This is a genomic window from Aneurinibacillus sp. REN35, from assembly GCF_041379945.2.
Taxonomy (GTDB): domain Bacteria; phylum Bacillota; class Bacilli; order Aneurinibacillales; family Aneurinibacillaceae; genus Aneurinibacillus.
On the sequence record NZ_JBFTXJ020000012.1, the window covers coordinates 28,873 to 51,244 of the forward strand.

General features: G+C 48.7%; 19 protein-coding genes. 1 reads left to right on the forward strand and 18 read right to left on the reverse strand.

Features of this window, described 5'->3' with window-relative positions; translation table 11 throughout:
- Position 1 precedes the first annotated feature (1 nt).
- From argF to hpf, 13 genes are all read right to left on the reverse strand, one after another.
- Positions 2-943 (reverse strand): ornithine carbamoyltransferase, encoded by a 942-nt coding sequence (gene argF, locus AB3351_RS18410; protein WP_371148616.1) that lies wholly within the window; start codon positions 941-943, stop codon positions 2-4.
- Positions 944-4,186: a carbamoyl-phosphate synthase (glutamine-hydrolyzing) large subunit gene (carB, locus tag AB3351_RS18415; protein ID WP_371148617.1), complete on the reverse strand. Its 3,243-nt coding sequence runs from the start codon at positions 4,184-4,186 to the stop codon at positions 944-946.
- Positions 4,179-5,255 (reverse strand): carbamoyl phosphate synthase small subunit, encoded by a 1,077-nt coding sequence (locus tag AB3351_RS18420; protein WP_371148618.1) that lies wholly within the window; start codon positions 5,253-5,255, stop codon positions 4,179-4,181. Before AB3351_RS18420 ends, carB begins: the two co-directional genes overlap by 8 nt.
- Before the next feature lie 51 nt (positions 5,256-5,306).
- Entirely contained in the window at positions 5,307-6,479 is a 1,173-nt protein-coding gene (locus AB3351_RS18425) for an acetylornithine transaminase (RefSeq protein WP_371148619.1), read from the reverse strand.
- On the reverse strand, positions 6,476-7,276 hold the full coding sequence (argB, locus tag AB3351_RS18430) for an acetylglutamate kinase (protein ID WP_371148620.1): 801 nt from the start codon (positions 7,274-7,276) through the stop codon (positions 6,476-6,478). The genes AB3351_RS18425 and argB overlap by 4 nt, the downstream gene beginning before the upstream one ends.
- 34 nt (positions 7,277-7,310) lie before the next feature.
- Entirely contained in the window at positions 7,311-8,360 is a 1,050-nt protein-coding gene (gene argC, locus AB3351_RS18435; RefSeq protein WP_371148621.1) for an N-acetyl-gamma-glutamyl-phosphate reductase, read from the reverse strand.
- A gap of 158 nt (positions 8,361-8,518) precedes the next feature.
- A complete protein-coding gene (locus AB3351_RS18440) occupies positions 8,519-8,887 on the reverse strand; it encodes a c-type cytochrome (protein ID WP_371148622.1) in 369 nt (122 codons plus the stop codon).
- A 74-nt stretch (positions 8,888-8,961) separates the two neighbouring features.
- Positions 8,962-9,903 carry a transketolase family protein gene (locus AB3351_RS18445; RefSeq protein WP_371148623.1) on the reverse strand — a complete coding sequence of 314 codons (942 nt, stop codon included), beginning with the start codon at positions 9,901-9,903 and terminating at the stop codon, positions 8,962-8,964.
- A complete protein-coding gene (locus AB3351_RS18450) occupies positions 9,903-10,748 on the reverse strand; it encodes a transketolase (protein WP_371148624.1) in 846 nt (281 codons plus the stop codon). The genes AB3351_RS18445 and AB3351_RS18450 overlap by 1 nt, the downstream gene beginning before the upstream one ends.
- 110 nt (positions 10,749-10,858) lie before the next feature.
- On the reverse strand, positions 10,859-11,731 hold the full coding sequence (locus AB3351_RS18455) for a YitT family protein (protein WP_371148705.1): 873 nt from the start codon (positions 11,729-11,731) through the stop codon (positions 10,859-10,861).
- Positions 11,732-11,860: 129 nt separating this feature from the next.
- Positions 11,861-12,977 (reverse strand): peptide chain release factor 2 gene (gene prfB, locus AB3351_RS18460; protein WP_371148625.1). Its coding sequence is split into 2 segments (ribosomal slippage): positions 11,861-12,904 and positions 12,906-12,977, totalling 1,116 coding nucleotides; the frame shifts between segments, so codons are not numbered across the junction.
- 3 nt (positions 12,978-12,980) lie between these two features.
- Positions 12,981-15,500, reverse strand: coding sequence for a preprotein translocase subunit SecA (gene secA, locus AB3351_RS18465; RefSeq protein WP_371148626.1), 2,520 nt, complete (start codon positions 15,498-15,500; stop codon positions 12,981-12,983).
- A gap of 217 nt (positions 15,501-15,717) precedes the next feature.
- Entirely contained in the window at positions 15,718-16,272 is a 555-nt protein-coding gene (gene hpf / locus AB3351_RS18470) for a ribosome hibernation-promoting factor, HPF/YfiA family (RefSeq protein WP_371148627.1), read from the reverse strand.
- Positions 16,273-16,528: 256 nt separating this feature from the next.
- On the opposite strand from hpf, the gene AB3351_RS18475 reads away from it, so the two are divergent.
- Positions 16,529-17,611: an HD-GYP domain-containing protein gene (locus AB3351_RS18475; RefSeq protein ID WP_371148628.1), complete on the forward strand. Its 1,083-nt coding sequence runs from the start codon at positions 16,529-16,531 to the stop codon at positions 17,609-17,611.
- A gap of 112 nt (positions 17,612-17,723) precedes the next feature.
- Here AB3351_RS18475 and AB3351_RS18480 read toward each other — a convergent pair whose 3' ends face one another.
- The 5 genes from AB3351_RS18480 to AB3351_RS18500 all read right to left on the reverse strand — a co-directional run bounded on the left by AB3351_RS18480 (position 17,724) and on the right by AB3351_RS18500 (position 22,276).
- Positions 17,724-17,921, reverse strand: a complete 198-nt coding sequence (locus tag AB3351_RS18480; protein ID WP_371148629.1) for a cold shock domain-containing protein — start codon at positions 17,919-17,921, stop codon at positions 17,724-17,726.
- Between the two features lie 158 nt (positions 17,922-18,079).
- Positions 18,080-18,715: an amino acid ABC transporter permease gene (locus AB3351_RS18485; RefSeq protein WP_371148706.1), complete on the reverse strand. Its 636-nt coding sequence runs from the start codon at positions 18,713-18,715 to the stop codon at positions 18,080-18,082.
- A 221-nt stretch (positions 18,716-18,936) separates the two neighbouring features.
- On the reverse strand, positions 18,937-19,779 hold the full coding sequence (locus AB3351_RS18490; protein WP_371148630.1) for a basic amino acid ABC transporter substrate-binding protein: 843 nt from the start codon (positions 19,777-19,779) through the stop codon (positions 18,937-18,939).
- Between the two features lie 233 nt (positions 19,780-20,012).
- Positions 20,013-21,680 carry a flagellin N-terminal helical domain-containing protein gene (locus AB3351_RS18495; RefSeq protein WP_371148631.1) on the reverse strand — a complete coding sequence of 556 codons (1,668 nt, stop codon included), beginning with the start codon at positions 21,678-21,680 and terminating at the stop codon, positions 20,013-20,015.
- Positions 21,681-21,709: 29 nt separating this feature from the next.
- Entirely contained in the window at positions 21,710-22,276 is a 567-nt protein-coding gene (locus AB3351_RS18500) for a flagellar export chaperone FliS (RefSeq protein WP_371148632.1), read from the reverse strand.
- Positions 22,277-22,372 lie beyond the last annotated feature (96 nt).

Here is a 22,372-nt window from a genome sequence, read left to right on the forward strand (position 1 = left end):
TCTATTTCATTAATGCGACCAGAATCGCTTTCTGTGCATGCAGACGATTCTCTGATTGATCGAATACGACAGAACGCGATCCATCAATAACGCCAGCCGATACTTCTTCACCACGATGCGCAGGAAGACAATGCATAAAGAGTGCATCCGGATGGGCCTTTGCCATCAATGCTTCATTCACCTCAAAACCTGCGAACTTCTGCAAACGTTCCTGCTGCTCTGCTTCCTGCCCCATGCTTGCCCATACATCCGTATAGACGATATCGGCGTTCGCCACCGCTTCTATCGGGTCGTTCGTGACAAGTACAGATACACCCGTTTCTTCAGCGAATTTCTTCGTCATCTCTGTAACACCGGCATCCGGCATATAGCCGCTCGGAGATGCAACGGCAACATGCATCCCCACTTTTGCAGCGCCGATCATTAAGGAATGAGTCATGTTATTGCCATCCCCCACATAAGCCAGCTTCAGGCCTTCAAGGCTTCCTTTATGCTCAATGATGGTCTGGAAATCAGCCATAACCTGACATGGATGCTGCAGGTCCGTCAATCCGTTAATGATCGGAATTGATGCGTGTTCTGCCAGTTCTTTGACCATCTCGTCTGAGAACGTACGAATCATGATGCCATCAATATAACGGGAGAGCACCTGCGCTGTATCCGGAATCGGCTCACCGCGTCCAATCTGCAAATCACGGCCGCTCATAAACATCGCCATACCGCCCAACTGGTACATGCCAACCTCAAAGGATACGCGCGTACGGGTCGATGCTTTATCAAAAATCATGCCCAGCGTCTTACCGGCTAGGTGCGGATGTGCAATGCCCTGTTTTTGCTCTTCTTTCAGCGTTGCGGCCAGATCCAGCAAATACAAAATTTCATCCTTTGTATAATCGGAGAGACACAGAAAGTCTCTTCCCTTTAATTGGTGTGTAATGACCATCTATTTCACAAGCTCCTTTCGTTTTGCGGCTTGCAGGTATTCGCCAAGATCTACCACATCGCCTGCCTCATATCCATGTACAGCAAGATAAGAAGCGAATGTATCAAGGAACGTAAAGCACGGAATATTGAGCGCAAGAGCCAACTGCCGCAATTCAAATCCAAGACGGCCGCGCTTATTGCCGAGCGTCGGCGTATTAACGAACGCTTTAATCGAACGGCTAGCGCAGATCGCCTTTGCCTGCTCCTGTGTTTCAATAATTTCTTTAACGTCTACCCCATGTTCTGTAAGGAGGGCGGCTGTTCTCGGTGTAGCGATGATCTGTATGTCCAACTCTTTAAGCGTATGGATATGCGGGATAAACGGCTCCTTATCCTGATCCGATAACGAAAGGAGAATCGTATCGCCTTTGATCAGCCAATCGCAGATGCCTTCCTTCCAAGCAATGGCCTTAGCGATTGCTTCCTCAACCGAATGACTTAGCCCGATGACTTCGCCGGTTGATTTCATCTCCGGCCCAAGGGCTGGATCAACCCCATTTAGCTTAATGGTAGAGAAGACAGGACCTTTTACTGCATAGAATGGAATGCGTGGCAAAATGCCTGTACCATATCCCATATCTGTAAGCTTCTCGCCCATCTGCGCCCGCGTGGCCAGTGCAACCATTGGCACTCCAGTCACCTTGCTGACAATCGGAACCGTCCGAGAGGCGCGCGGATTCACTTCTAATACATAGATCGTGCCTTCCGTGTCGATAACCAACTGAATATTAATGAGTCCGGATGCCTTCATTTCTCTAGCGATTAAAGCGGCGCTTGCGCCAATCTCTTCACGCTGCGCATCTGTAAGCTCCGGTGAAGGAAAGATCGCCATACTATCCCCTGAATGGACGCCCGCACGCTCAATATGCTGGAAGATCCCAGGTATTAGAATATTTTCTCCATCGCAAATCGCATCCACTTCCACTTCCATACCTGACACGTATTTATCAATCAAAAGCGGGAACAGCGCACCGGAAGATGTATACCGGTTCCAGTCTGCAAAGTATTGATCCAGCTCTTCCGGGTTGTTCAGCACAGCCATGCCTCGACCACCGATTACATAGGATGGGCGAATCAGCACTGGATAGCCCAATTCCTCAGCGACAAGATGCGCACCCTGCTGACTGTTGACACCCTGCCCCGGAATATGCGGGATGTTGAGCTTACGCAGCATCTGATAGAATAGCTCGCGGTCTTCAACCATGTCGATCGCATCAACTGATGTGCCGTATACATGTACACCGGCCTTTTGCAGTTTATCTGCTAGGTTGATTGCCGTCTGGCCGCCGAACTGTACCATTACGCCGTCCACCTGTTCCTTTTCAATTACATTCAATACATCTTCAAGCGCCAGCGGTTCAAAGTACAACTGATCTGCTGTGTTGTAATCGGTTGATACCGTCTCTGGATTGTTGTTGATGACGACAGCTGAGATTCCGTGCTTGCGCAGTGCTTTGGCTGCATGCACCGAGCAGTAGTCGAACTCAATCCCTTGACCGATACGGATCGGGCCGGAACCAAGTACAAGCACTTTCTTGCCGTCCTTCTGTACAGGTACCTCATCGCGTCCCTGCCATGTTGAATAATAATACGGTGTTGCAGCAACAAATTCAGCCGCACATGTATCGACCAGCTTATAAGCCGGAACTATGCCCCATTCCTTCAATCCGGCACGCACTTCCTCGAAACTAACTCCGCATAGGCTTGCAATCGTGCTGTCAGCGAACCCGCGCAGCTTCACTTCTTTTAGAAGCTCAGGAGTCATCTTACTCCAGCGCACATCTTTTAATGTATTTTCCAATGTAATGATGCGGGCGAGTGCGTGTAAGAAGAAGCGGTCAATCGCTGTCTTCGCATGCAGCTCCTCCACACTCATACCACGGCGCAGCGCTTCGGCAATGTAGAAAATACGCTGATCGGTCGCATCGACCAATTCCTGCTCCATTTCCTCTTCAGTCGCATCCTTGATATAGGACATCTCAAGATGATGAGCGCCGATTTCCAAGGAACGAATGCCCTTGAGCAGTGCGCCTTCAAGCGTACGGTCAATCGACATAACCTCGCCGGTCGCCTTCATCTGCGTGCCGAGCGTACGGTCCGCATGCGGGAACTTATCGAACGGCCAGCGTGGAATTTTGGCGACGACATAATCAATCGCCGGTTCAAAGCTTGCATACGTGTAGCCTGTAATGGGATTCACTACTTCGTCTAGATGATAGCCGAGCGCAAGCTTCGCCGCAGTGCGGGCAATCGGATATCCGGTGGCCTTGGAAGCGAGTGCTGATGAACGGCTCACACGCGGATTCACCTCGATAAGATAATACTGATCACTGTGCGGGTCTAATGCATACTGTATGTTACAGCCGCCAACCACACCCAGCTCACGAATGACCTTGCAGGCAACCGAGCGCAGCATCTGATATTGGCGATCGGTTAATGTTTGCGAAGGCGCGAACACGATGGAGTCACCTGTATGAACGCCCACCGGGTCAAAATTCTCCATATTACATACGATGATGCACGTATCGTTTGCATCACGCATTACTTCATATTCGATTTCTTTCCAGCCTTTAATGCTGCGTTCTATAAGAACTTGGTGAATCGGACTGGCATTCAATCCACGCTTTGTCACAGTACGCAATTCCTCTTCATCGTTGGCAAAGCCGCCACCTGCACCACCAAGCGTATAAGCTGGACGGACGATAACCGGATAACCGATCGAAGCGGCAAAGGTTACCGCATCCTCTACGGTGTTCACCGTCTCGCTCTCGGGAATCGGCTCACCGATCTCCTGCATCATCCGCTTGAATTCTTCCCGATCCTCACCGCGGATAATCGTATCAAGCGGTGTGCCGAGCAGCTTCACATCATACTTCTCTAGCACCCCTGCTTTTGATAACTCCACCGCCAGATTCAGGCCAGTCTGTCCGCCAAGCGTAGGCAGCACACCATCCGGGCGCTCTTTAGCAATAATTTTCTCTACCGCTTCCACTGTCAGCGGCTCCATATAAATACGATCCGCTACTTCCTCATCCGTCATGATGGTAGCCGGATTATTATTCACAAGAATGACTTCGACGCCTTCTTCACGCAGCGCTAGGCAAGCCTGAGCACCAGCGTAGTCAAATTCGGCCGCCTGCCCGATAATGATCGGACCGGAGCCCAGTACGAGTACTTTATTAATATCGGGCAATTTAGGCATAGCTCTTCTCTCCTGTTACCTGGCATTGTTGAATAAATTCAGCGAATAAGTAGCCCGTATCCTGCGGGCCAGCATGCGCTTCTGGGTGGAACTGCACAGATGCAATCGGCAGCGTCGTATGACGTACGCCTTCAACCGATTTGTCATTTACATTGCGAAAGGTCAGCTCTAACGGCGTCTTTGCCAGCGAATCTTCCTTCACGACATAGCCATGGTTTTGCGACGTAAGATAGACTTTTCCGGTGCGCATATCTTTAACCGGATGGTTGCTGCCCCGGTGTCCGTATGGCAGTCGCTCCGTATCGCAACCAAAAATAAGCGAGATCAACTGATGACCAAGACAGATGCCCATCGTCGGATAGCTTTCAATGATTTTCTTAAGTTCTCCAAGCTGCGGAGTGATCGCCTTGGGATCTCCAGGCCCATTGGACAGAAATACGCCGTCAGGTTCAATGGCCGCAACCTCATTGTATGTTACGTCATACGGCAGCACACTTACTCGACAGCCGCCGTCCACTAAGTGCTGTAGGATTGATTTTTTATATCCGTAATCAATCAATGCTATATGAGGTCCCTTATTTTTCATGCCGTATTTCTCGATACTGGCTACTGATACACCCGGCACTACATGGCCAGCCGGCTGCGGCGTAAAGTCCGCGAGCTTTTCTTTGTCTGTCGTCAGCAAGCCGTATACTTCGCCGTGTGTACGTACGATATGCGTAATGGCGCGTGTATCAATGCCAGATAAGCCGCCGATCCCATGCATTTCGGCAATTTCGGCCAGCGAACGGGTGCCTTCGTAGTGGCTCGGTTGCTGACACAGATCCCCCACTAGAAGCGCTCTGCAAGCAGGCTTCATACTCTCATAATCCCGCTCATTGATGCCGTAATTACCGATTAACGGATACGTAAACGTGATGATCTGACCGGCGTATGACGGGTCTGACAGCACTTCTTGATAGCCCGTCATCCCTGTATTAAATACGACTTCTCCCGTGCAATCCTGCACGCTGCCAAACCACTCGCCTTCAAATATGTCGCCTGTATTCAATACGAGGTATCCTTTCATCCCTTCCACTCCTTTATGCTAAAAAACTGAAACCATTCTGGCTCTGCAATACTACACCGCTTGCGTTACTTCATACAGTACTGTAGATAGCGTCTGCACCGCGTGATCTATCTCTTCTTCCGTAATGGTAAATGGCGGAAGAAGTCGCAACACATTCGGTCCTGCCTGCAGCAGCAAGACACCCTGCTTGCGCATGGCGGCAACCACCGAAGAAGCTTCCATCGTAAGCTCGATACCAATCATCAGGCCTCTGCCGCGCACGCTGATAATCTCACTATGCTGTGCTGCCAATTCATTCAATTTATTTGTGAAATACGCGCCCCGCTCTTCTACCTGGGCGAGATAATTTTCTTCCTTCATTGTCTCCAATGTAGCAAGTGCTGCCGAACAAGCCAGCGGATTGCCGCCGAATGTCGTCCCATGCGTACCCGGGCCGAACGCTTCAGCCAATGCTTCCTTACCGACAATAGCCCCGATTGGAAAACCGCTGCCAAGCCCTTTGGCGATCGTAATAATATCCGGTTCCATATCATAATGTTGATAGGCAAACCATGCGCCCGTACGACCGATACCGGTCTGTACCTCATCAACAATCAACAGGAGATCATGTGCTGCACACAGTTCTTTGATATGGGCGACAAAGCCTTTGTCTGCCGGATGTACGCCGCCTTCACCTTGTATCATCTCTAGCATGATGGCACATGTTCTATCCGTGATGGCCGCACCGAGCGCCTCTTTATCATTATACGGTACTGTAATGAACCCCTCTGGCAGCGGATCAAACCCGTCCTTGACTTTCGCCTGTCCGGTCGCTGTAAGCGTTGCGAGTGTCCGTCCGTGAAACGACTGCGCAAACGTAATGATTTCATATCGTTTTTGCTGCTTGACCTTCTGCATATAACGCCGGGCCAGCTTAATCGCGGCTTCATTCGCTTCAGCACCGCTGTTGCAGAAGAAGGCCCGATTGCCGCATGTAAGTGAAGTCAGCACCTCCGCCAGCTTTTCCTGCACAGGAATCTCAAATAAATTCGAGCAGTGCCACAGCGTATCAAGCTGCTCCTGCACTTTTGCTTTTACCTGCTGCGGAACATTGCCAAGCGACGTAACCGCAATGCCTGCAACAAGGTCGAGGTAGCGGTTGCCCGCTTCATCCCATAGATAGCTGCCTTCTCCTTTTACGATACGAATCGGCCAGCGACCGTAATTCGGAAATAAGTGACTCATTGTGCACTCACTCTGCCTTTCCTCACAATTTTGGTACCAACAGCTTCACCAGCCGCCACCCGTGTAAGAATGCCCGGTTCATATCCATTAATAATCAGCACCTCTTCTACTGCGTGGTTGAGCGCATCCAGTGCCGCCCGTACCTTCGGAATCATGCCGCCATAGATTACACCATCTGCGATCAGTTCGTTGATTTGGAATTCATCAAGCTCTGACAGCACTTCCTTTGTTCCATTGTTATCCTGCATTACACCCGGCACATCCGTAACCATAATCAGCCGCTTCGTGCCAACCGCACCCGCTACAGCACCAGCCGCAGTATCGGCGTTAATGTTATAGATCTGTCCTTCTACATCCATGCCAAGCGGTGCAATGACCGGAATAAAGCCTGATTGACTAAGCGCAGTGATTAACGTGGGATCTACCAGCCGAATCTCTCCTACATATCCGAGATACTTCGGTCCCTGCACCACAGTAATGGTCGCTCCATCGATGCCGCTAATACCAGCGGCACGTCCACCCGCTGCTTGAATACGGCTGACCACCTGCTTATTCGTCTGCCCAATCAGCACCATCTGCGCTACCTGCAGCGTCGCGGTATCCGTCACGCGGAGGCCGTCTACGAATCTAGGCTCAATCCCCATCTGTGTAAGTGTTGCCGAGATAGCCGGTCCGCCCCCGTGTACGATTGTCACGACCTCTCCTCTCTTCTGCAGCGCTGCTATATCTTCAAAAAAAGAGGCGGGCAGATTCTCTAGTGTGCTGCCGCCGCATTTAATTACCAGCTGGTTTGCCATTCTCTCTCCCTCTTTTCACGTATGGTATGTACGTTTACGGATACACCGGGGTAAATGCAAGACCTGTCGTCTCCGGAAGTCCGAACATGAGATTCATATTCTGTACCGCTTGCCCTGCAGCACCTTTCACCACATTATCAATGACCGTGAGTACAATGACCCGGTTAACTCTCTCATCCACATGCCAGGCAATGTCACAATAATTTGAGCCGTATACTTCTTTGGTCTTCGGGTACGCGCCCGGACGAAGCCTTACAAATGGCTTTCCTTCATATGCTTTCGCAAATGCCTCACCGATCTTCTTCGCATCCGCACCCGGGCGAAGTGCTGCATATGCCGTTGTGAGAATCCCCCGATTCATCGGTACAAGATGAGGTGTAAAAGAAATCAGCGCCTCTTTGCCTGTGAGTTGGGTTAGCGTCTGCTCAATCTCCGGAGTATGTTGGTGTTTTCCTACTTTATAAGCGGAGATACTCTCGTTTACTTCACAGAAATGAGTCCCGAGCGAAGCGCCTCGGCCTGCACCGGTTACACCCGACTTCGCATCTACAATGATAGAAGTTCCCTCAATTACATCTTCTTGTAAAAGCGGCAGCAAACTAAGCAGCGTCGCTGTCGGATAACACCCTGGGTTTGCCAGCAGATTCGTCTGTGCGATCGATTCTGCATTCCATTCCGTTAGACCGTATACAGCCTGATCAATGTACGATTGTGCTGCCGTTTCCTTACCGTACCATGCCGTGTACAATTCCGGTGTAGCAAGTCGGAAGTCACCGGATACATCAATCACTTTTAACGTACCATCCAAAAGTTGTGGGACGAGCTTACCGCTTACGCCCGATGGGGTGGCGATAAATACTACATCCGCTTCGGCTTTTATGCGTTCGCAATCGATCTCTGCCAATTCATCTGTAAAAATATGTGTAAGGTGCGGATATACATCCTGCATCGTCTTGCCGGTTTGTGAATTTGAATATACAGCTGCAATATGTGCTTCGGGGTGTGTAAGCAGCAAGCGAACAAGCTCAACTCCACTGTATCCCGTTGCTCCGATAATGGATATATTCACGTTCGTAGCCTCCATTTTTCCTGTCTCCATTAAGTTATGAATTATTATACGTCTTGAGGAATAATAATTCAATAGTCTTTTTGCATACCTATGCACCTGTTTGTTTATTTCATAAAAAAAGAGCATATCCGCCTCATACGGAAATGCTCTCGTTCAGTAGTATGACATCTGCATTATTTCTTCGTGATTAACCAATCGGCTAAAACCTTCGCATCAGCTTCGCTGACCAGACCGCCTGGCATGCCGTTTCTTCCTTTAACAATAATCGTCTTAATCTCATCAGCGCTTTTATATTTACTGCCAACCTTTGTCAGATCAGGGCCAACACCGCCCTCCAGGTTCTGACCATGACAGGAAATACATTTCCCCTGGTAGATCGCCTGTGCGTCCTTCTTCTCGCCGCTCGGTGTACCGCCAGCCTGCTCACCCTGCTGCGCCGGCTGCTCTGCTGCGCCACCCTGTTCTTTCTTTGCTGTGCCGCAGCCAGCAGCCAGCATAAGCACAAGCAGCATACTGCCTATGATAGTTGTCCATTTCTTCATAGAAAAAACCTCCCTTGATCATGTCGCATGTCACATGCTTAGTATGATCAAGAGAGGGGAGTTTCATAACTATCCTAGAGCAGTTCTTTCGCTTTAGCGGCAATATTCTCGGCTGTTAGGCCGTATTTTTGCAGCAGCTCATCCGGCGTACCGGATTCACCAAATGTATCTTCCACGCCGACACGGCGAAGCTTGGCCGGATGCTTCTCACACAGCACTTCCGCCACAGCCGCACCCAATCCACCGTAGATATTGCACTCTTCTGCCGTAACAATTCCTTTGGTTTCCTGTGCAGCTTTAATAATGATTTCTTCATCAATCGGCTTGATGGTCGCCATGTTGATTACGCGTGCTGCGATGCCTTCCTGAGCCAGCAATTCAGCCGCTTCTACTGCAATATGTACCATCACACCGGTAGCAATGATTGCAACATCATTTCCTTCACGAATTTGCACACCTTTACCGATCTGAAATTCGTACGTATCATCAAATAACACCGGCACGCTCGGACGTCCCATCCGAATATACATCGGCCCATATGTATTCGCTGCCGCATGAATGGCCTTCTTCGTCTCTGTCGCATCTGCTGGCATAATTACCGTCATGTTCGGAATCGCACGCATTAACGCAACGTCTTCGACTGCCTGATGCGAAGCACCGTCTTCACCAAGCGTTAGTCCCTGATGTGTAACCGCAATTTTCACATTGAGATTCGGGTAGCACACAGAGTTGCGAATCATATCTGCTACACGCAGCGAACCAAACAGCGCGAAGGTGCTTGCAAACGGAATTTTACCGCAGGTCGCCATGCCTGCTGCCATGCCGATCATATTCGCTTCCGCAATCCCTACGTCAAAGAAACGCTCCGGAAACACTTTGCCAAAATCCGCTGTCTTCGTAGACTTTGCCAGATCGGCATCAAGTACGACAATGTCCGGATTCTCATGCCCCAATTCAACAAGAGCCTGTCCGTAGGCATCACGCGTTGCGATTTTCTTTACCGTTGTCTTCTCCATTATTGTGCTCCCCCTTGTGCGCGCAGTTCCGTAAGCGCTTGTTCCAACTGCTCGGCATTCGGCGCCGTACCGTGCCAGCCGCATGCGTTCTCCATATACGATACGCCTTTACCTTTTACCGTATGGGCGACGATGAACGTTGGCTGGCCTTTCACCGCTTTCGCTTCTTCAAACGCTGCGATGATTTCTTCCAGATTATGTCCATCAATCTCGATCACATGCCAGTTGAATGCGCGGAACTTATCAGCAATCGGGCCAACATTCATGATATCTTCTACGTTCCCATCGATTTGCAGATGGTTATAATCAAGAATCGCCACAAGGTTATCGAGCTTGTAATGTCCTGCCGCCATTGCAGCTTCCCATACCATGCCTTCCTGAATCTCCCCGTCGCCAAGCAGCGTATACACCCGGTAGTCACGCTGATCTAAACGACCCGCAAGTGCCATACCATTCGCTGCGGACAGTCCCTGTCCGAGTGAACCGGTGCTTTGTTCCACACCTGGCAGCATCTTTTTGCTCGGATGTCCCTGCAGGCGCGAATTGATTTTACGGAATGTAGCCAGCTCTTCTTTGGGCAGATAGCCTTTCTCAGCTAGCGCCGCGTACAATACCGGACTCGCATGTCCTTTACTTAGAACAAAACGGTCACGATCCGGGTCATTCACCTTGTCGGCTCCTACGTTCATCTCATGAAAATACAGTACGGCTAAGATATCAGCCGCTGAAAGCGAGCCGCCCGGATGGCCGGAATTAGCTGCTGCCACCATTTTTACGATTTCCTGACGCATATTGTTCGCATGCTGTGCAAGCGATGCGATTGTCTCCTCTGCAATTGCCGTCATTCTCTTGCCTCCATCTACCCAAGTTTTTATATAGACATCTCTTTGCACAGTTTTTGTCCCTATCGCAAAAAGAACGCCGATATGTCGTATGTAATCCTATCAAGCATCCGCTAACTGTGACGGAAGCCTTCGCCAAGCACCTCATTCGCATCGCTTACGATAACGAAGGCTGCCGGGTCAATTCGCTTCACAATCGTTTTGAGCCGAGCGAGTTGGTTCTGTGCCACGACACACATTAATACGGGCCGCTCTTCGTCCGTATAGCCGCCATGCGCGGCCAGACGCGTCACGCCCCGGTCCATCTCATACAAAATCGCATCACGAATTTCATCTCGCTGATTCGAAATAATAAATGCCATCTTCGCATAGCCAAGTCCCACCTGTACTGCGTCAATGGTCTTCCCGGTAATATAGAGCGTAATGAGGGCATACAGCGCCTTCTCCGGGCCGAATACAAAAGCCGCAGTCAGTACTACCAACCCGTCAATAGCAAGCACAGCCACACCCAGACTGAATCCAAGATAGCGATGCAGAATTTGTGCCAGCAGATCCGTTCCTCCGGTCGATGCGCCCGCTCGAAACACAAGACCAATTCCTACACCGACACCAACACCCCCATATAACGCCGCTAGCAGCGGTTCATGGGTAATCGTCTGCCAATTCTCTGTCATAAGAACGAACAACGGCAGCACAAATGTGCCGTACAAGGTCTTCACTCCAAATTGACGGCCCAACACAAAAAAACCGATAATAACGAACAAAAAATTAAGCACCCACTGCGTATATGCCGGACGAATGCCGAACAAATAGCCTGTGATAATGCTAATGCCGCTCACACCACCTGAAGCAATCTGAAACGAGTTCAAAAACAGATTGAATGCCACAGCGACGCAAAATGCGCCTGCCGTAAGCAGAACATACTGTTTGATTCCTGTTATCCATGCAGGAGGCTTTGTATGAGTCGTTGCTGTTCTCTGGCGCATGTCCACTCATTCGCTTTCCTAATAAGGATGTCATGCATATACATCATTCATAGATGGAAAAAAGACGCGCTGGCATCTTCCTCCATCTATGCATGATAACTCTTAGCACTTGCACGAAGACACATACGTTTATGATTCTGTCGAATGACCCAACTGCTGGCGCAGATACGCATCAATAAACGGTGTCAATTCACCATCCATAACAGCCTGCACATTCCCTGTTTCATGATTTGTGCGATGGTCCTTTACCATACTGTATGGATGGAATACATAGGAGCGGATCTGGCTGCCCCAGCCGATCTCTTTTTGCTCACCGCGCAGCTTCGCGGCTTCCTCTTCCTGCTCCTGAATTTTGCGCTCATATAATTTGGAGCGCAACATCTTCATCGCCTTCTCGCGGTTTTTGATCTGCGAGCGTTCCGTCTGACAGGTCACGACAACACCGGTCGGCGTATGCGTAATCCGCACGGCCGAATCGGTCGTATTGACGTGCTGTCCGCCTGCCCCGCTGGAGCGGTACGTATCGATCTTTAAGTCATCCGGCTTGATATCAATCTCAATATCATCGTCAATCTCAGGTACGACATCACACGACACAAACGACGTATGACGGCGGCCCGACGAATCGAACGGAGAGATGCGCACCAGACGATGCACACCCTTCTCCGCCTTCAGATAGCCGTATGCGTTATGGCCTTTGATCAACAGCGTGACGCTTTTTACACCGGCTTCCTCACCCGGCAGATAATCAAGCGTCTCCACCTTGAAATTCTGCTTCTCCGCCCAGCGGGTATACATACGCAGTAGCATATCCGCCCAATCCTGCGATTCGGTACCACCCGCACCTGGATGAAGCTCAAGGATCGCATTTTTCTTATCGTACGGCTGGCTTAACAGAAGCTGCAGCTCATACTCATTAAGACGCTGCTGCAGCGCTGTCGTTGCCTCCACAATATCGGGAATGAGCGACTCCTCCGCCTCTTCGGCGTACAGGTCCATCATCACTTCAATATCTTCGTACTCGGACTCCATCTCTTCAATGGCTGTCACCGCATCTTTTAGCGCATTCACTTCACCGATGATTACCTGTGCCGCGTCATTATCGTCCCAGAAATTCGGTGCTGCCATCTTTTCTTCTAAGGCCGCAATTTGCTTTTGCTTGCCAGGGAAGTCAAAGAGACCCCCTGATCTCCGCCAATCGCTTGCCGATGGCTGTCATGTGCTGCTTTGCTTCCGTTAGTGGCATGCTCTATTCCTCCTGGCCGCAGCAGTTCTTATACTTCTTCCCGCTGCCGCAGTAGCACGGATCATTGCGGCCAATTTTCGGCTCTTGGCGGCGTACCGGCTTCTTCGGTGCAGGTTCGCCGGAATCCGTCGGTGCCATCGCCTGACCCTTTGCTACTTCCTGACGCTCCAGATTGCTGCCGATATTTGCTTTCATAATATATGTCGCGACTTCTTCTTCGATGCTCGCGATCATCTGATTGAACATCTCATAGCCTTCCATCTGATACTCACGCAGCGGATCGGTCTGGCCGTAAGCACGCAGGTGAATTCCCTGACGGAACTGATCCATCGCATCGATGTGATCCATCCACTTGCTGTCCACAGCGCGCAGCACGACAACCTTCTCGAACTCGCGGAAGTCTTGTTCTTCCATTAATTCTTCCCGCTCCGTATACAGCTTCTCTACAAGGTTGCGGAACACTTCCACAATCTCTTCGCGGTCCTTGCCCCAGATCTCTTTCTTATCAAGCTGACCTTCAAAGAGGAATGAACCGTTGCAGTGATTGAGGAGCGCATCGAGATCCCATTCCTCTTCCACCACTTCATCTGGGCAGTGAATGTCAATCAGACGCTCCACATGCGACATGATCATGCCGATGACTACATCGCGCAGCGAATCAGACTCCAGCACTTCACGACGCTGCTTATAGATTACCGTACGCTGCTGATTCATTACATCATCATACTGCAGGACGACGCGGCGCATATCGAAGTTCGCACCCTCTACGCGCTTCTGGGAGGATTCAATCGCACGAGATACCATCTTACTCTCGATTGGCATATCTTCTTCCATACCAAGACGGTCCATCATGCCCATGATATTCTCGGAGCCGAATTTGCGCATCAGCTCATCCTCAAGTGAAATAAAGAACTGCGAAGAACCCGGGTCCCCTTGACGTCCAGCACGACCGCGCAGCTGATTATCAATGCGGCGGCTCTCATGGCGCTCCGTACCGATAATATGCAGACCGCCAAGTTCGGCGACACCCTCGCCCAATTTAATGTCCGTACCACGGCCCGCCATATTAGTTGCAATCGTAACTGCGCCGCGCTGACCGGCCATGGAGACAATCTCTGCCTCACGGTCATGCTGCTTGGCATTCAGTACTTCATGGCGGATGCCTTTCTTCCGCAGATGGGCTGAGATGAGCTCTGATTTTTCAATAGAGGTCGTACCTACAAGCACCGGACGGCCTTCTTTATGATGCTTCTCCACATCTTCGACCACGGCACGGTATTTGCCGCGTTCTGATTTATAGATCGCATCCGGCTTATCTTCACGGATAACCGGTTTATTGGTTGGGATTACGATAACATACAGTCCATAGATCTTCTGGAATTCTTCTTCCTCTGTCTTCGCTGTACCTGTCATACCACCCAGTTTCTTATACATACGGAAGTAGTTCTGCAGTGTAATCGTCGCAAGCGTCATGCTCTCGTTCTGTACCTGCAGGCCTTCCTTCGCTTCAATCGCCTGATGCAGACCGTCGCTATAGCGGCGTCCCTGCATGAGACGACCGGTAAATTCATCGACAATAATGACCTCACCGTTGTCCACCACATAGTCCGTATCACGCTTCATCATCACACGTGCCTTCAGTGCAATATTGACATGGTGGTTGAGCAGAATATGCTCGGTATCATACAGATTATCGATATTAAATGCACGCTCAACTTCAGCCACACCTTTTTCAGTAAGTGCCGCCGAGTTCGCTTTAATATCAATCGTATAATGCTCTTCTTCTTTTAAACGCGTCACAAAGCGGGCAGCGACATGATACAGTTCAGTCGATTTTTCCGCTTCTCCTGAGATAATCAGCGGGGTACGCGCTTCATCGACAAGAATACTGTCCACCTCATCGACAATACAATAACTCAACGGGCGCTGTACCATCTGTTCTTTATACAGCACCATATTGTCACGCAGGTAATCGAAGCCAAATTCGTTGTTCGTACCGTACGTAATATCGGCGGCATACGCTGCGCGCTTCTCATCCGGCGACATTCCGTTTAAGTTCACTGCCCAGCTTAGTCCGAGGAAGTTATAGATCTGACCCATTTCCTCAGCATCACGTGCCGCCAAATATTCATTGACGGTAATGACATGCACACCATTCCCAGCGAGCGCATTCAAATAAACCGGCAGCGTTGCCACCAGCGTCTTTCCTTCACCGGTACGCATCTCAGCAATCTTGCCTTCATGCAGCACCATACCACCGATTAACTGCACATCATAGTGGCGCATGCTAAGTACACGGCGACCGGCTTCGCGGCAGACCGCGAACGCTTCATACATGATATCATCCAACGTCTCGCCTTTTGCGAGCCGCTCTCTAAACTGTTCGGTTTTATCGCGCAGTTGTTCATCTGTCAACGCCTGCATTTGCGGTTCCAACGCATTAATCTTCTCGACACGCTTGTACAGCTTCTTTACATCGCGTTCGTTGGAATCGCCTATCATCTTTTTCAGTATTCCTAGCATCGGGTATCCAATCCCCTTCCAATCTTCACTCTTCCTTGCTAGTTGAACGGTTGGTCCGCTCTAAATTTTAATTTTAACAGTATCATAAGGGGTTGACAAGAAATATAGAATATTATGGGGAGGCATAGATCATACCAAATATTCACTGTCTGCACATACCCTATCTCATGCAAAAAAAGGCGCCCGAGAGCGCCTTTCATCTGCATCTATACAGTTGTTACACATTCTCCGGCTCAATTAAGCCAAAACGTCCGTCTTTACGGCGATAGACAACATTCACTTCTTCCGTCTCTGCGTTGCTGAACACGAAGAAATTATGGCCTAACATGTCCATCTGCAGCACGGCTTCCTCTGCGTCCATTGGCTTTAAATTGAAGCGCTTCGTCTTCACGATATGGATGGAGTCATCTTCCTCCACCGGCGCTTCTGCACTTTCGATGATTGGTTCCGCATCCACAAACATAGCGCCCTGTTGGCGATATTTGCGATTCACCTTCGTTTTATGCTTACGAATCTGGCGCTCTAACTTCTCAACGACCAGATCAATTGCCGCATACATATCGCTGTTCGTATCTTCAGCGCGAAGAATCACTCCCGGCATCGGGATCGTCACTTCTACTGTATGTTCGCCGCGCAGCACGCGGAGCGTTACATTGCAGGAGAATGAGGAAGTATTCTCAAAGTAGCGCTCGAGGCGACCGATTTTTTTCTCTACATAGTCTCGGAGTGCAGGAGTTACTTCGATATTTTCACCACGGGTGTTGTATTGCATATGGATACTCCTCCTTTCATCTATATCTATATATTCCCCTTTCTCGACTGATAATCCTTCTTTATCCGACATTTTTTTACCATCTTTTGCGAACTTTTTGTGACGTTGCGGCAGCACAGTATAGACCAAAGCTTCATCATACTGCCTGTATCTACAATAAAGCATCAAACTACCGTCAAAAAATCAACTACAAAAACAGCTATCAGAATATGGTATAAATAAGAATAAGGAAGATTTTACAAAGGGGGAATAGAAGATGACGCTTGTGCCTACATCTTATGAGCTCATTGGGCGCATCCTACATACAGACATATACAATGAAAAGGGAACGCTGCTGCTGGGCGCAGGCAAAATGCTCACTGCCAAAGACATTGATGCGATGCTCATCAACGGCGTATTTGAAATTGCGGTCAAAGGAGCAGCCGAGCCGTCAATACCAATCGATAACATCGCCCCGCCACTCCTGCAGGAAATCGATCAAGCATGGAGTTATGCGCCGGAAATGGCTGTGATCTATAAGGAAACGTTATCAGGTATCAAAAGCCTGCTTGAAGAAGCACAGAATGGAGCCCAACCTAACGTACAGGACATCGTAGCCCGCTTCTCCCCTCTTCTGACCCACGCCTTAGAGAACCGGTACGTTTTCCATCCGCTTCACACACTTAAAGGCAAAGATGAATATACGTACCGCCACAGCATCAACACCGGCCTTCTCTCAGGTCTCATCGCGCGCCTGCTCGGTTTGCCGGATGCGGTATGCATGGAAGTCGGTGTCGCCGGATTGTTCCATGATATCGGCAAACTGGAGATTTCCGATGATATTCTTAACAAGCCTACAGAATTAAATGAAGCGGAACGAGAACACATGCACCGTCATACACAATACGGATATGCCCTGCTGCGCAAAATCCCTAATCTTCCCCGATCCTTTGCTGATGTCGCCCTGCTTCATCACGAGCGGCTCGATGGATCTGGCTATCCGTTTGGACTGAAGCATGAGAATATTCCACTGTCGGTTCAGATCGTATCAGTAGCAGATAAGTTCGATGCACTTGCATCCGATCGTGTATATAAGGCGAAGGTGTCACCCTTCGAAGCGGCTGCTGTGCTATGGAGTGCTCAATTTGCCGGAAGGATGAATCCTGCTGTCGTCACACCGTTCGTGACATATATTCTAGAGTCATATGTGAGTTCGCGGGTGCGCTTATCGAACGGAGAGGAAGGCGTAATTGTGCGGTATAGTCTGCAAGATCCGTTGCGCCCGCTCGTGCGGATGGACAGTGGAGACTTTCTTGAATTGGATAGAATGAGGGAGATTATAATTACTGAAGTGCTCTAACAATTTTTAGGTAATACTGAAAAACCCCTGAGGAAATTTCCCTCAGGGGTGTAATTATCATTCGTTGTATGTGGATCTACCTTGATTCCATTACTTGGAAAGGTGATGCATATTACAACTTAATAACGTTTGCTGCTTGAGGTCCACGAGCGCCTTCAACGATTTCGAATTCAACGCTTTGTCCTTCTTCAAGCGATTTGAAACCTTCGGATTGAATAGCAGAGAAGTGTACGAATACGTCGTCTCCATCTTCGCGTTCGATGAAACCATAACCTTTTTCAGCATTAAACCATTTTACTTTACCTTGCATCAAATACATCCCTTTCCGTCAATAAAATATGAGAACATGTTATCGTGTTATCGTGGTTCCCACATCTAGAATATACCACTACATTCAAGGACAAGTCAAATTAAATCAGTCGACGAAACCGGCAGTTATTCGACAATTGCGAAAAGAGTGCTTCTTTCCTAATCCGTTGCAAATCGCTTCTCTAGATACGCCACAAAGCGCGAAATGATGAGGGTAAGGATCAGATATACCACCGCCATCGTGAGGTACGATTCCCAACGGGCAAAGGTTGATTTCGCTGTCGCATAGCCTGCATAAGCAAGCTCCGGTGCCGCAATAACCGCAAGCAGTGACGAGTCCTTGAGAAGTGCGATGAATTCATTGCCGAGCGGCGGAATCATCCGCTTAAATGCCTGAGGCAGGATGACATGGCGCATTGCTTGTCCACTGTCCATCCCCAGCGAACGCGCCGCTTCCATCTGACCACGATCAATGGATTGAATCCCTGCTCGGAAAATCTCCGCGATATAGGCCCCTGCATTCAGGGAAAGCGCCACAAAACCTGAAAACACAGCGGATGGCGGCTCACCACCTATAAACAATGCCCAAAGCTCCGGAATGGCCGCAAAGTGAATCAATAGAATCTGCACAAACAGCGGTGTGCCTCGAAACACAGTTATGTATGCTACGGACGGCCAGCGCACCAACGGATTTTTCGATAAACGTCCGAGCCCAAAAATCAATCCTAGAATCGTTCCTACAAAGACCCCAACAGAGGTGAAAAGAATCGTATATCCTACACCGCGGATAAACATCTCACGGTATTCGTAAATGACACTCCAATCCAATACGTCCACAGCCTTTCTTTGTCACTTTCCTATGCTACCAATGTAAACAGGCGAAAAGTGCGCGGGAACTTGTCCGCGCACCCTCTTTATGCATAACGTATTCATTATACCGGATAAACATACGGATGCCTAGTTCTTTTTTCGACTTTCTTTATTTTTAGCTCACCCGCTTCTTCTCACCTTATTCCTTATTTCTTCTCTTCACCAAAATATTGCTTGAAGATCTCATCATACTTACCGTTTTCTTTAATTGTCTTCAGCCCTTTATTGATTTCCTCTACTAGCTGCGTATTGCCTTTCTTCACCATTAAGCCATACTGTTCAGGCACAACGTTCGGATCTTTTACCGTCTTATAGCCTGCCTTGCCGGAATTCTTAAGGAAATCATTCAGTACCGCATTATCAGCTACTACCGCATCAACACGCTGGGCATACAGCTCTTCTACTGCGGATGGCGTATCATCAAAGCCTTTAAGTTTTGCATTGCCTTTGCCTAAGACCTTCTCGGCAAGAGCCGCACCTGTCGTACCACTCTGTACCCCAACACGCATATCCTTAATATCTTCAATCTTCGTCACATTGGCGCTCTCCGGTACCATAATCAACTGGAAGGCATCAAAGTACGGATCAGAGAAATCATATTTCTTCTTGCGCTCATCATTGATCGTAATGGCAGAGATTCCGATATCACGCTTGCCTTTATCGATGTCTTCAAAAAGCGGGTCCCAACCTGCATGCTCAATCTGTAATTCCCAACCATTCACTTCTGCAATCGCCTTTACGATATCCATATCAAAGCCCACCGGCTTGCCATCCGGTCCCTGCTTCTCAAACGGCGGGTATGCCGCATCTGTACCGACCTTGAGAACCTTCTTCTCGCCGCCGGAAGCCGCCTCCTTGCCCGCTTCCGCCTGCCCGCTTGCAGGCTTGCTTGCTCCCTTATCTCCGCCCCCGCATGCCGCGACCATGACGGCAAGCAGCACTAGCATGAACGCAGATAAAAGCGCTTTCATCTGTTTTTGCTTTTGCATCGTGTCCAGTGTCCCCCTTTTGTCCATTTGTTTGTAGATAATAATGTTTGATTTAATTATAAGGAGTGAACTAGGCAAATACAATTAAAAAATATAAGAATTAATAGAATTTTTATAGTTATTTTATTCCTTTATCGCTTTACCGCAAAATATTAAAGGGATAAATACCCAAAAGAAAAGCCCGAGAAAGTCGAGGAATGACTTTACTCGGGCGTTAATGATAGATCGTAAGTTTAGCCTTTGAGAAGCTGCAGAATGCCCTGCGGCAGTTGGTTAGCCTGTGCAAGCATCGCGGTTGCTGATTGGTTAATGATATTGAGCTTCGTGAACTCGGTCATCTCTTTCGCCATGTCTGCATCGCGGATGCGGGACTCGGCGGCTGTCAGGTTTTCGTTCGCCTGCGTGATGTTGTTTACGGTGTGCTCCATACGATTCTGGTATGCACCAAGCTTAGAGCGAACTTCAGATACTTTGTCGATGGCGCTGTCGATGATCGCAATCGCATTGGAAGCCGACGTTTCATCTGTCAGCTTGAACTTGTCAATCCCAAGTGCCTTTGTACGGATATCTCCGATGCCAAGCGAAACAATCTCGCCTGCATTCGTACCGATCTGGAAGGTTACGGATGAATCGGACAGTGTTTGACGAACATCAATATTTAGAGCCGTTTCCCCATTGGAGAGGACGCCTGTGCCAAATGAGATGCCTGTTCCTTTTAATTCAACAAACTTCCGATCATTATCGACAAATTGATGGGCGATGATTTTGTCATTACTATCTTTTAAAATGACGCTAGTCCGATCAAGCTCACCAATTTTAAACGAATGGTACGGAATTTCCGGTGTAGTCGGCAGGACACCACCACGCTTCACATATCCGGAAAGGGAGTTAGTAAAGTCAACAGTAAGTCCAATGCTTTTATTATTAGCATCTTTAAAATCGATCGTCGGTTGTCCAAAAACTACATCTGTAGCTGAAGCAATGGCTGCTCCACCAGTTTTAGGTACTACATTTAACGTATATGTCGTCTCTTGAGTAAATTTACCCGAAGTTGTTGGTGCAGTAATCCCTAAATCAGTCGTTGTACCAAGCGAGCTCCCTGTTGGACCATTTCCTGCTGCATTTAAAAGATATACTTTGTCATCTGTGTCATCTACCCAATAATGTCCATCTTCCAACTTAGAGTCTGTTAAATCTACTCCAGCATCATTGTCTTTATCACTTACTTGAGCCGTCAATTCTACCTTATAATCTCCCGTTTCCAAAGTCGTATCAGGAGAAATTAAAAAGTTCTCTAAGCCAGTTTTATACGTATCATCAATCTTACTCATATCAAGGACTTTACTTTTTGTAACGACAGACATGCTGTAAATATCCTGCGGCAGCACGCTCGCTGCGTCTACCTTAATATCTTTTAGTCCTTTACCACCTGTAGAATACGTGACATTGCCATATAATGAACGAATATCTGCATTCTCAGACAGGCTGCCATTCAGCAGCTTCTTCGTATTGAACTGTGTATCATTTCCTACACGATCAATTTGTTCACGAAGCTGATTAATCTCATCCTGAATAACGCCGCGATCCACTTCCGTTAATGTACCGTTCGCAGCCTGGACAGCCAGCTCTCGCATACGGGACAGCATATCATGCACTTCTCCAAGTGCACCCTCCGCTGTCTGAATCAGTGAAATCCCATCCATCGCATTCTTCTCTGCCTGCTGCAGGCCACGGATCTGACCGCGCATTTTTTCGGAGATCGCAAGACCCGCCGCATCATCGGCGGCACGGTTAATACGCAGACCGGACGATAATTTCTCCAATGCTTTCCCTGTTGCAAATTGGTTTTTGCTAAGCTTCGAATATGCATTGAGCGCTTGAATATTATGATTGATACGCATGTATATTCACTCCTTCTTTCCCCAGTTATCTATTTTTTCAAATGAACTTCTTGTTTTTCCATCTCATAGTGATAGACCTCGTGCTCCATTTCACGCTGCTGATACGGGTTCATTCTTACAGTTGGCTTGCGAACCGGAGTCGACAGAGGCGCTGTGGTTGATGTCACTGACTCGCTTGCTTGTGGTGCATTGCTAGTGTTCGTATTCCCTCTCTGCTCTTTGTCCTGCGCAGCACGCTCCATAGCCGTCGTCCATGCATCATCGAGAATGCGGACCAGACGCCGCACCTCTCTAAGAATATCTATATCTTTTTTTAGATTCGCTTCGCAAATTCTATCAAATAAATACTTATATAGAAGCTCTAGCTGATCCGCCAGCACGCCTGCTTCATATTTAATCCCAAATCCTAAGCGGGTCAGAATCTCATTACAGTGCTGCAGCACCTGATTCGCTTCTAGATAGCGACGCTGCGGCAGCAGCATAATCGCTGCGTCCAGCTTTTCAAGCATCTTCTTATACAACAATGATGTGATTAATTCGGGCCTGTCATGAATATCGCTCAATTCCACATTCTGCGGAGTTAGGATATCGTCCATTACGATTCCTCCCAGGTTATAGCCACAATTTCTTTGCTACTCTAAATATCGGCTATTTGCGCCAAATATTAAGTTAAAAACTGAAAAAAACGTCAT

What these genes read in the sequence shown, in the direction of transcription:
- argC (WP_371148621.1), bottom strand. Translation starts at nt 8,360, where the DNA reads ATGGAGGCTACGAACGTGAATATATCCATTATCGGAGCAACGGGATAC.
- secA (WP_371148626.1), bottom strand. Translation starts at nt 15,500, where the DNA reads ATGCTAGGAATACTGAAAAAGATGATAGGCGATTCCAACGAACGCGAT.
- carB (WP_371148617.1), bottom strand. Translation starts at nt 4,186, where the DNA reads ATGCCTAAATTGCCCGATATTAATAAAGTACTCGTACTGGGCTCCGGT.
- AB3351_RS18445 (WP_371148623.1), bottom strand. Translation starts at nt 9,903, where the DNA reads ATGGAGAAGACAACGGTAAAGAAAATCGCAACGCGTGATGCCTACGGA.
- AB3351_RS18440 (WP_371148622.1), bottom strand. Translation starts at nt 8,887, where the DNA reads ATGAAGAAATGGACAACTATCATAGGCAGTATGCTGCTTGTGCTTATG.
- AB3351_RS18455 (WP_371148705.1), bottom strand. Translation starts at nt 11,731, where the DNA reads ATGCGCCAGAGAACAGCAACGACTCATACAAAGCCTCCTGCATGGATA.
- argB (WP_371148620.1), bottom strand. Translation starts at nt 7,276, where the DNA reads ATGGCAAACCAGCTGGTAATTAAATGCGGCGGCAGCACACTAGAGAAT.
- AB3351_RS18475 (WP_371148628.1), top strand. Translation starts at nt 16,529, where the DNA reads ATGACGCTTGTGCCTACATCTTATGAGCTCATTGGGCGCATCCTACAT.
- AB3351_RS18425 (WP_371148619.1), bottom strand. Translation starts at nt 6,479, where the DNA reads ATGAGTCACTTATTTCCGAATTACGGTCGCTGGCCGATTCGTATCGTA.
- AB3351_RS18480 (WP_371148629.1), bottom strand. Translation starts at nt 17,921, where the DNA reads ATGCAAGGTAAAGTAAAATGGTTTAATGCTGAAAAAGGTTATGGTTTC.
- AB3351_RS18485 (WP_371148706.1), bottom strand. Translation starts at nt 18,715, where the DNA reads ATGTTTATCCGCGGTGTAGGATATACGATTCTTTTCACCTCTGTTGGG.
- hpf (WP_371148627.1), bottom strand. Translation starts at nt 16,272, where the DNA reads ATGCAATACAACACCCGTGGTGAAAATATCGAAGTAACTCCTGCACTC.
- AB3351_RS18450 (WP_371148624.1), bottom strand. Translation starts at nt 10,748, where the DNA reads ATGACGGCAATTGCAGAGGAGACAATCGCATCGCTTGCACAGCATGCG.
- argF (WP_371148616.1), bottom strand. Translation starts at nt 943, where the DNA reads ATGGTCATTACACACCAATTAAAGGGAAGAGACTTTCTGTGTCTCTCC.
- AB3351_RS18500 (WP_371148632.1), bottom strand. Translation starts at nt 22,276, where the DNA reads ATGGACGATATCCTAACTCCGCAGAATGTGGAATTGAGCGATATTCAT.
- AB3351_RS18420 (WP_371148618.1), bottom strand. Translation starts at nt 5,255, where the DNA reads ATGAAAGGATACCTCGTATTGAATACAGGCGACATATTTGAAGGCGAG.
- AB3351_RS18490 (WP_371148630.1), bottom strand. Translation starts at nt 19,779, where the DNA reads ATGCAAAAGCAAAAACAGATGAAAGCGCTTTTATCTGCGTTCATGCTA.
- AB3351_RS18495 (WP_371148631.1), bottom strand. Translation starts at nt 21,680, where the DNA reads ATGCGTATCAATCATAATATTCAAGCGCTCAATGCATATTCGAAGCTT.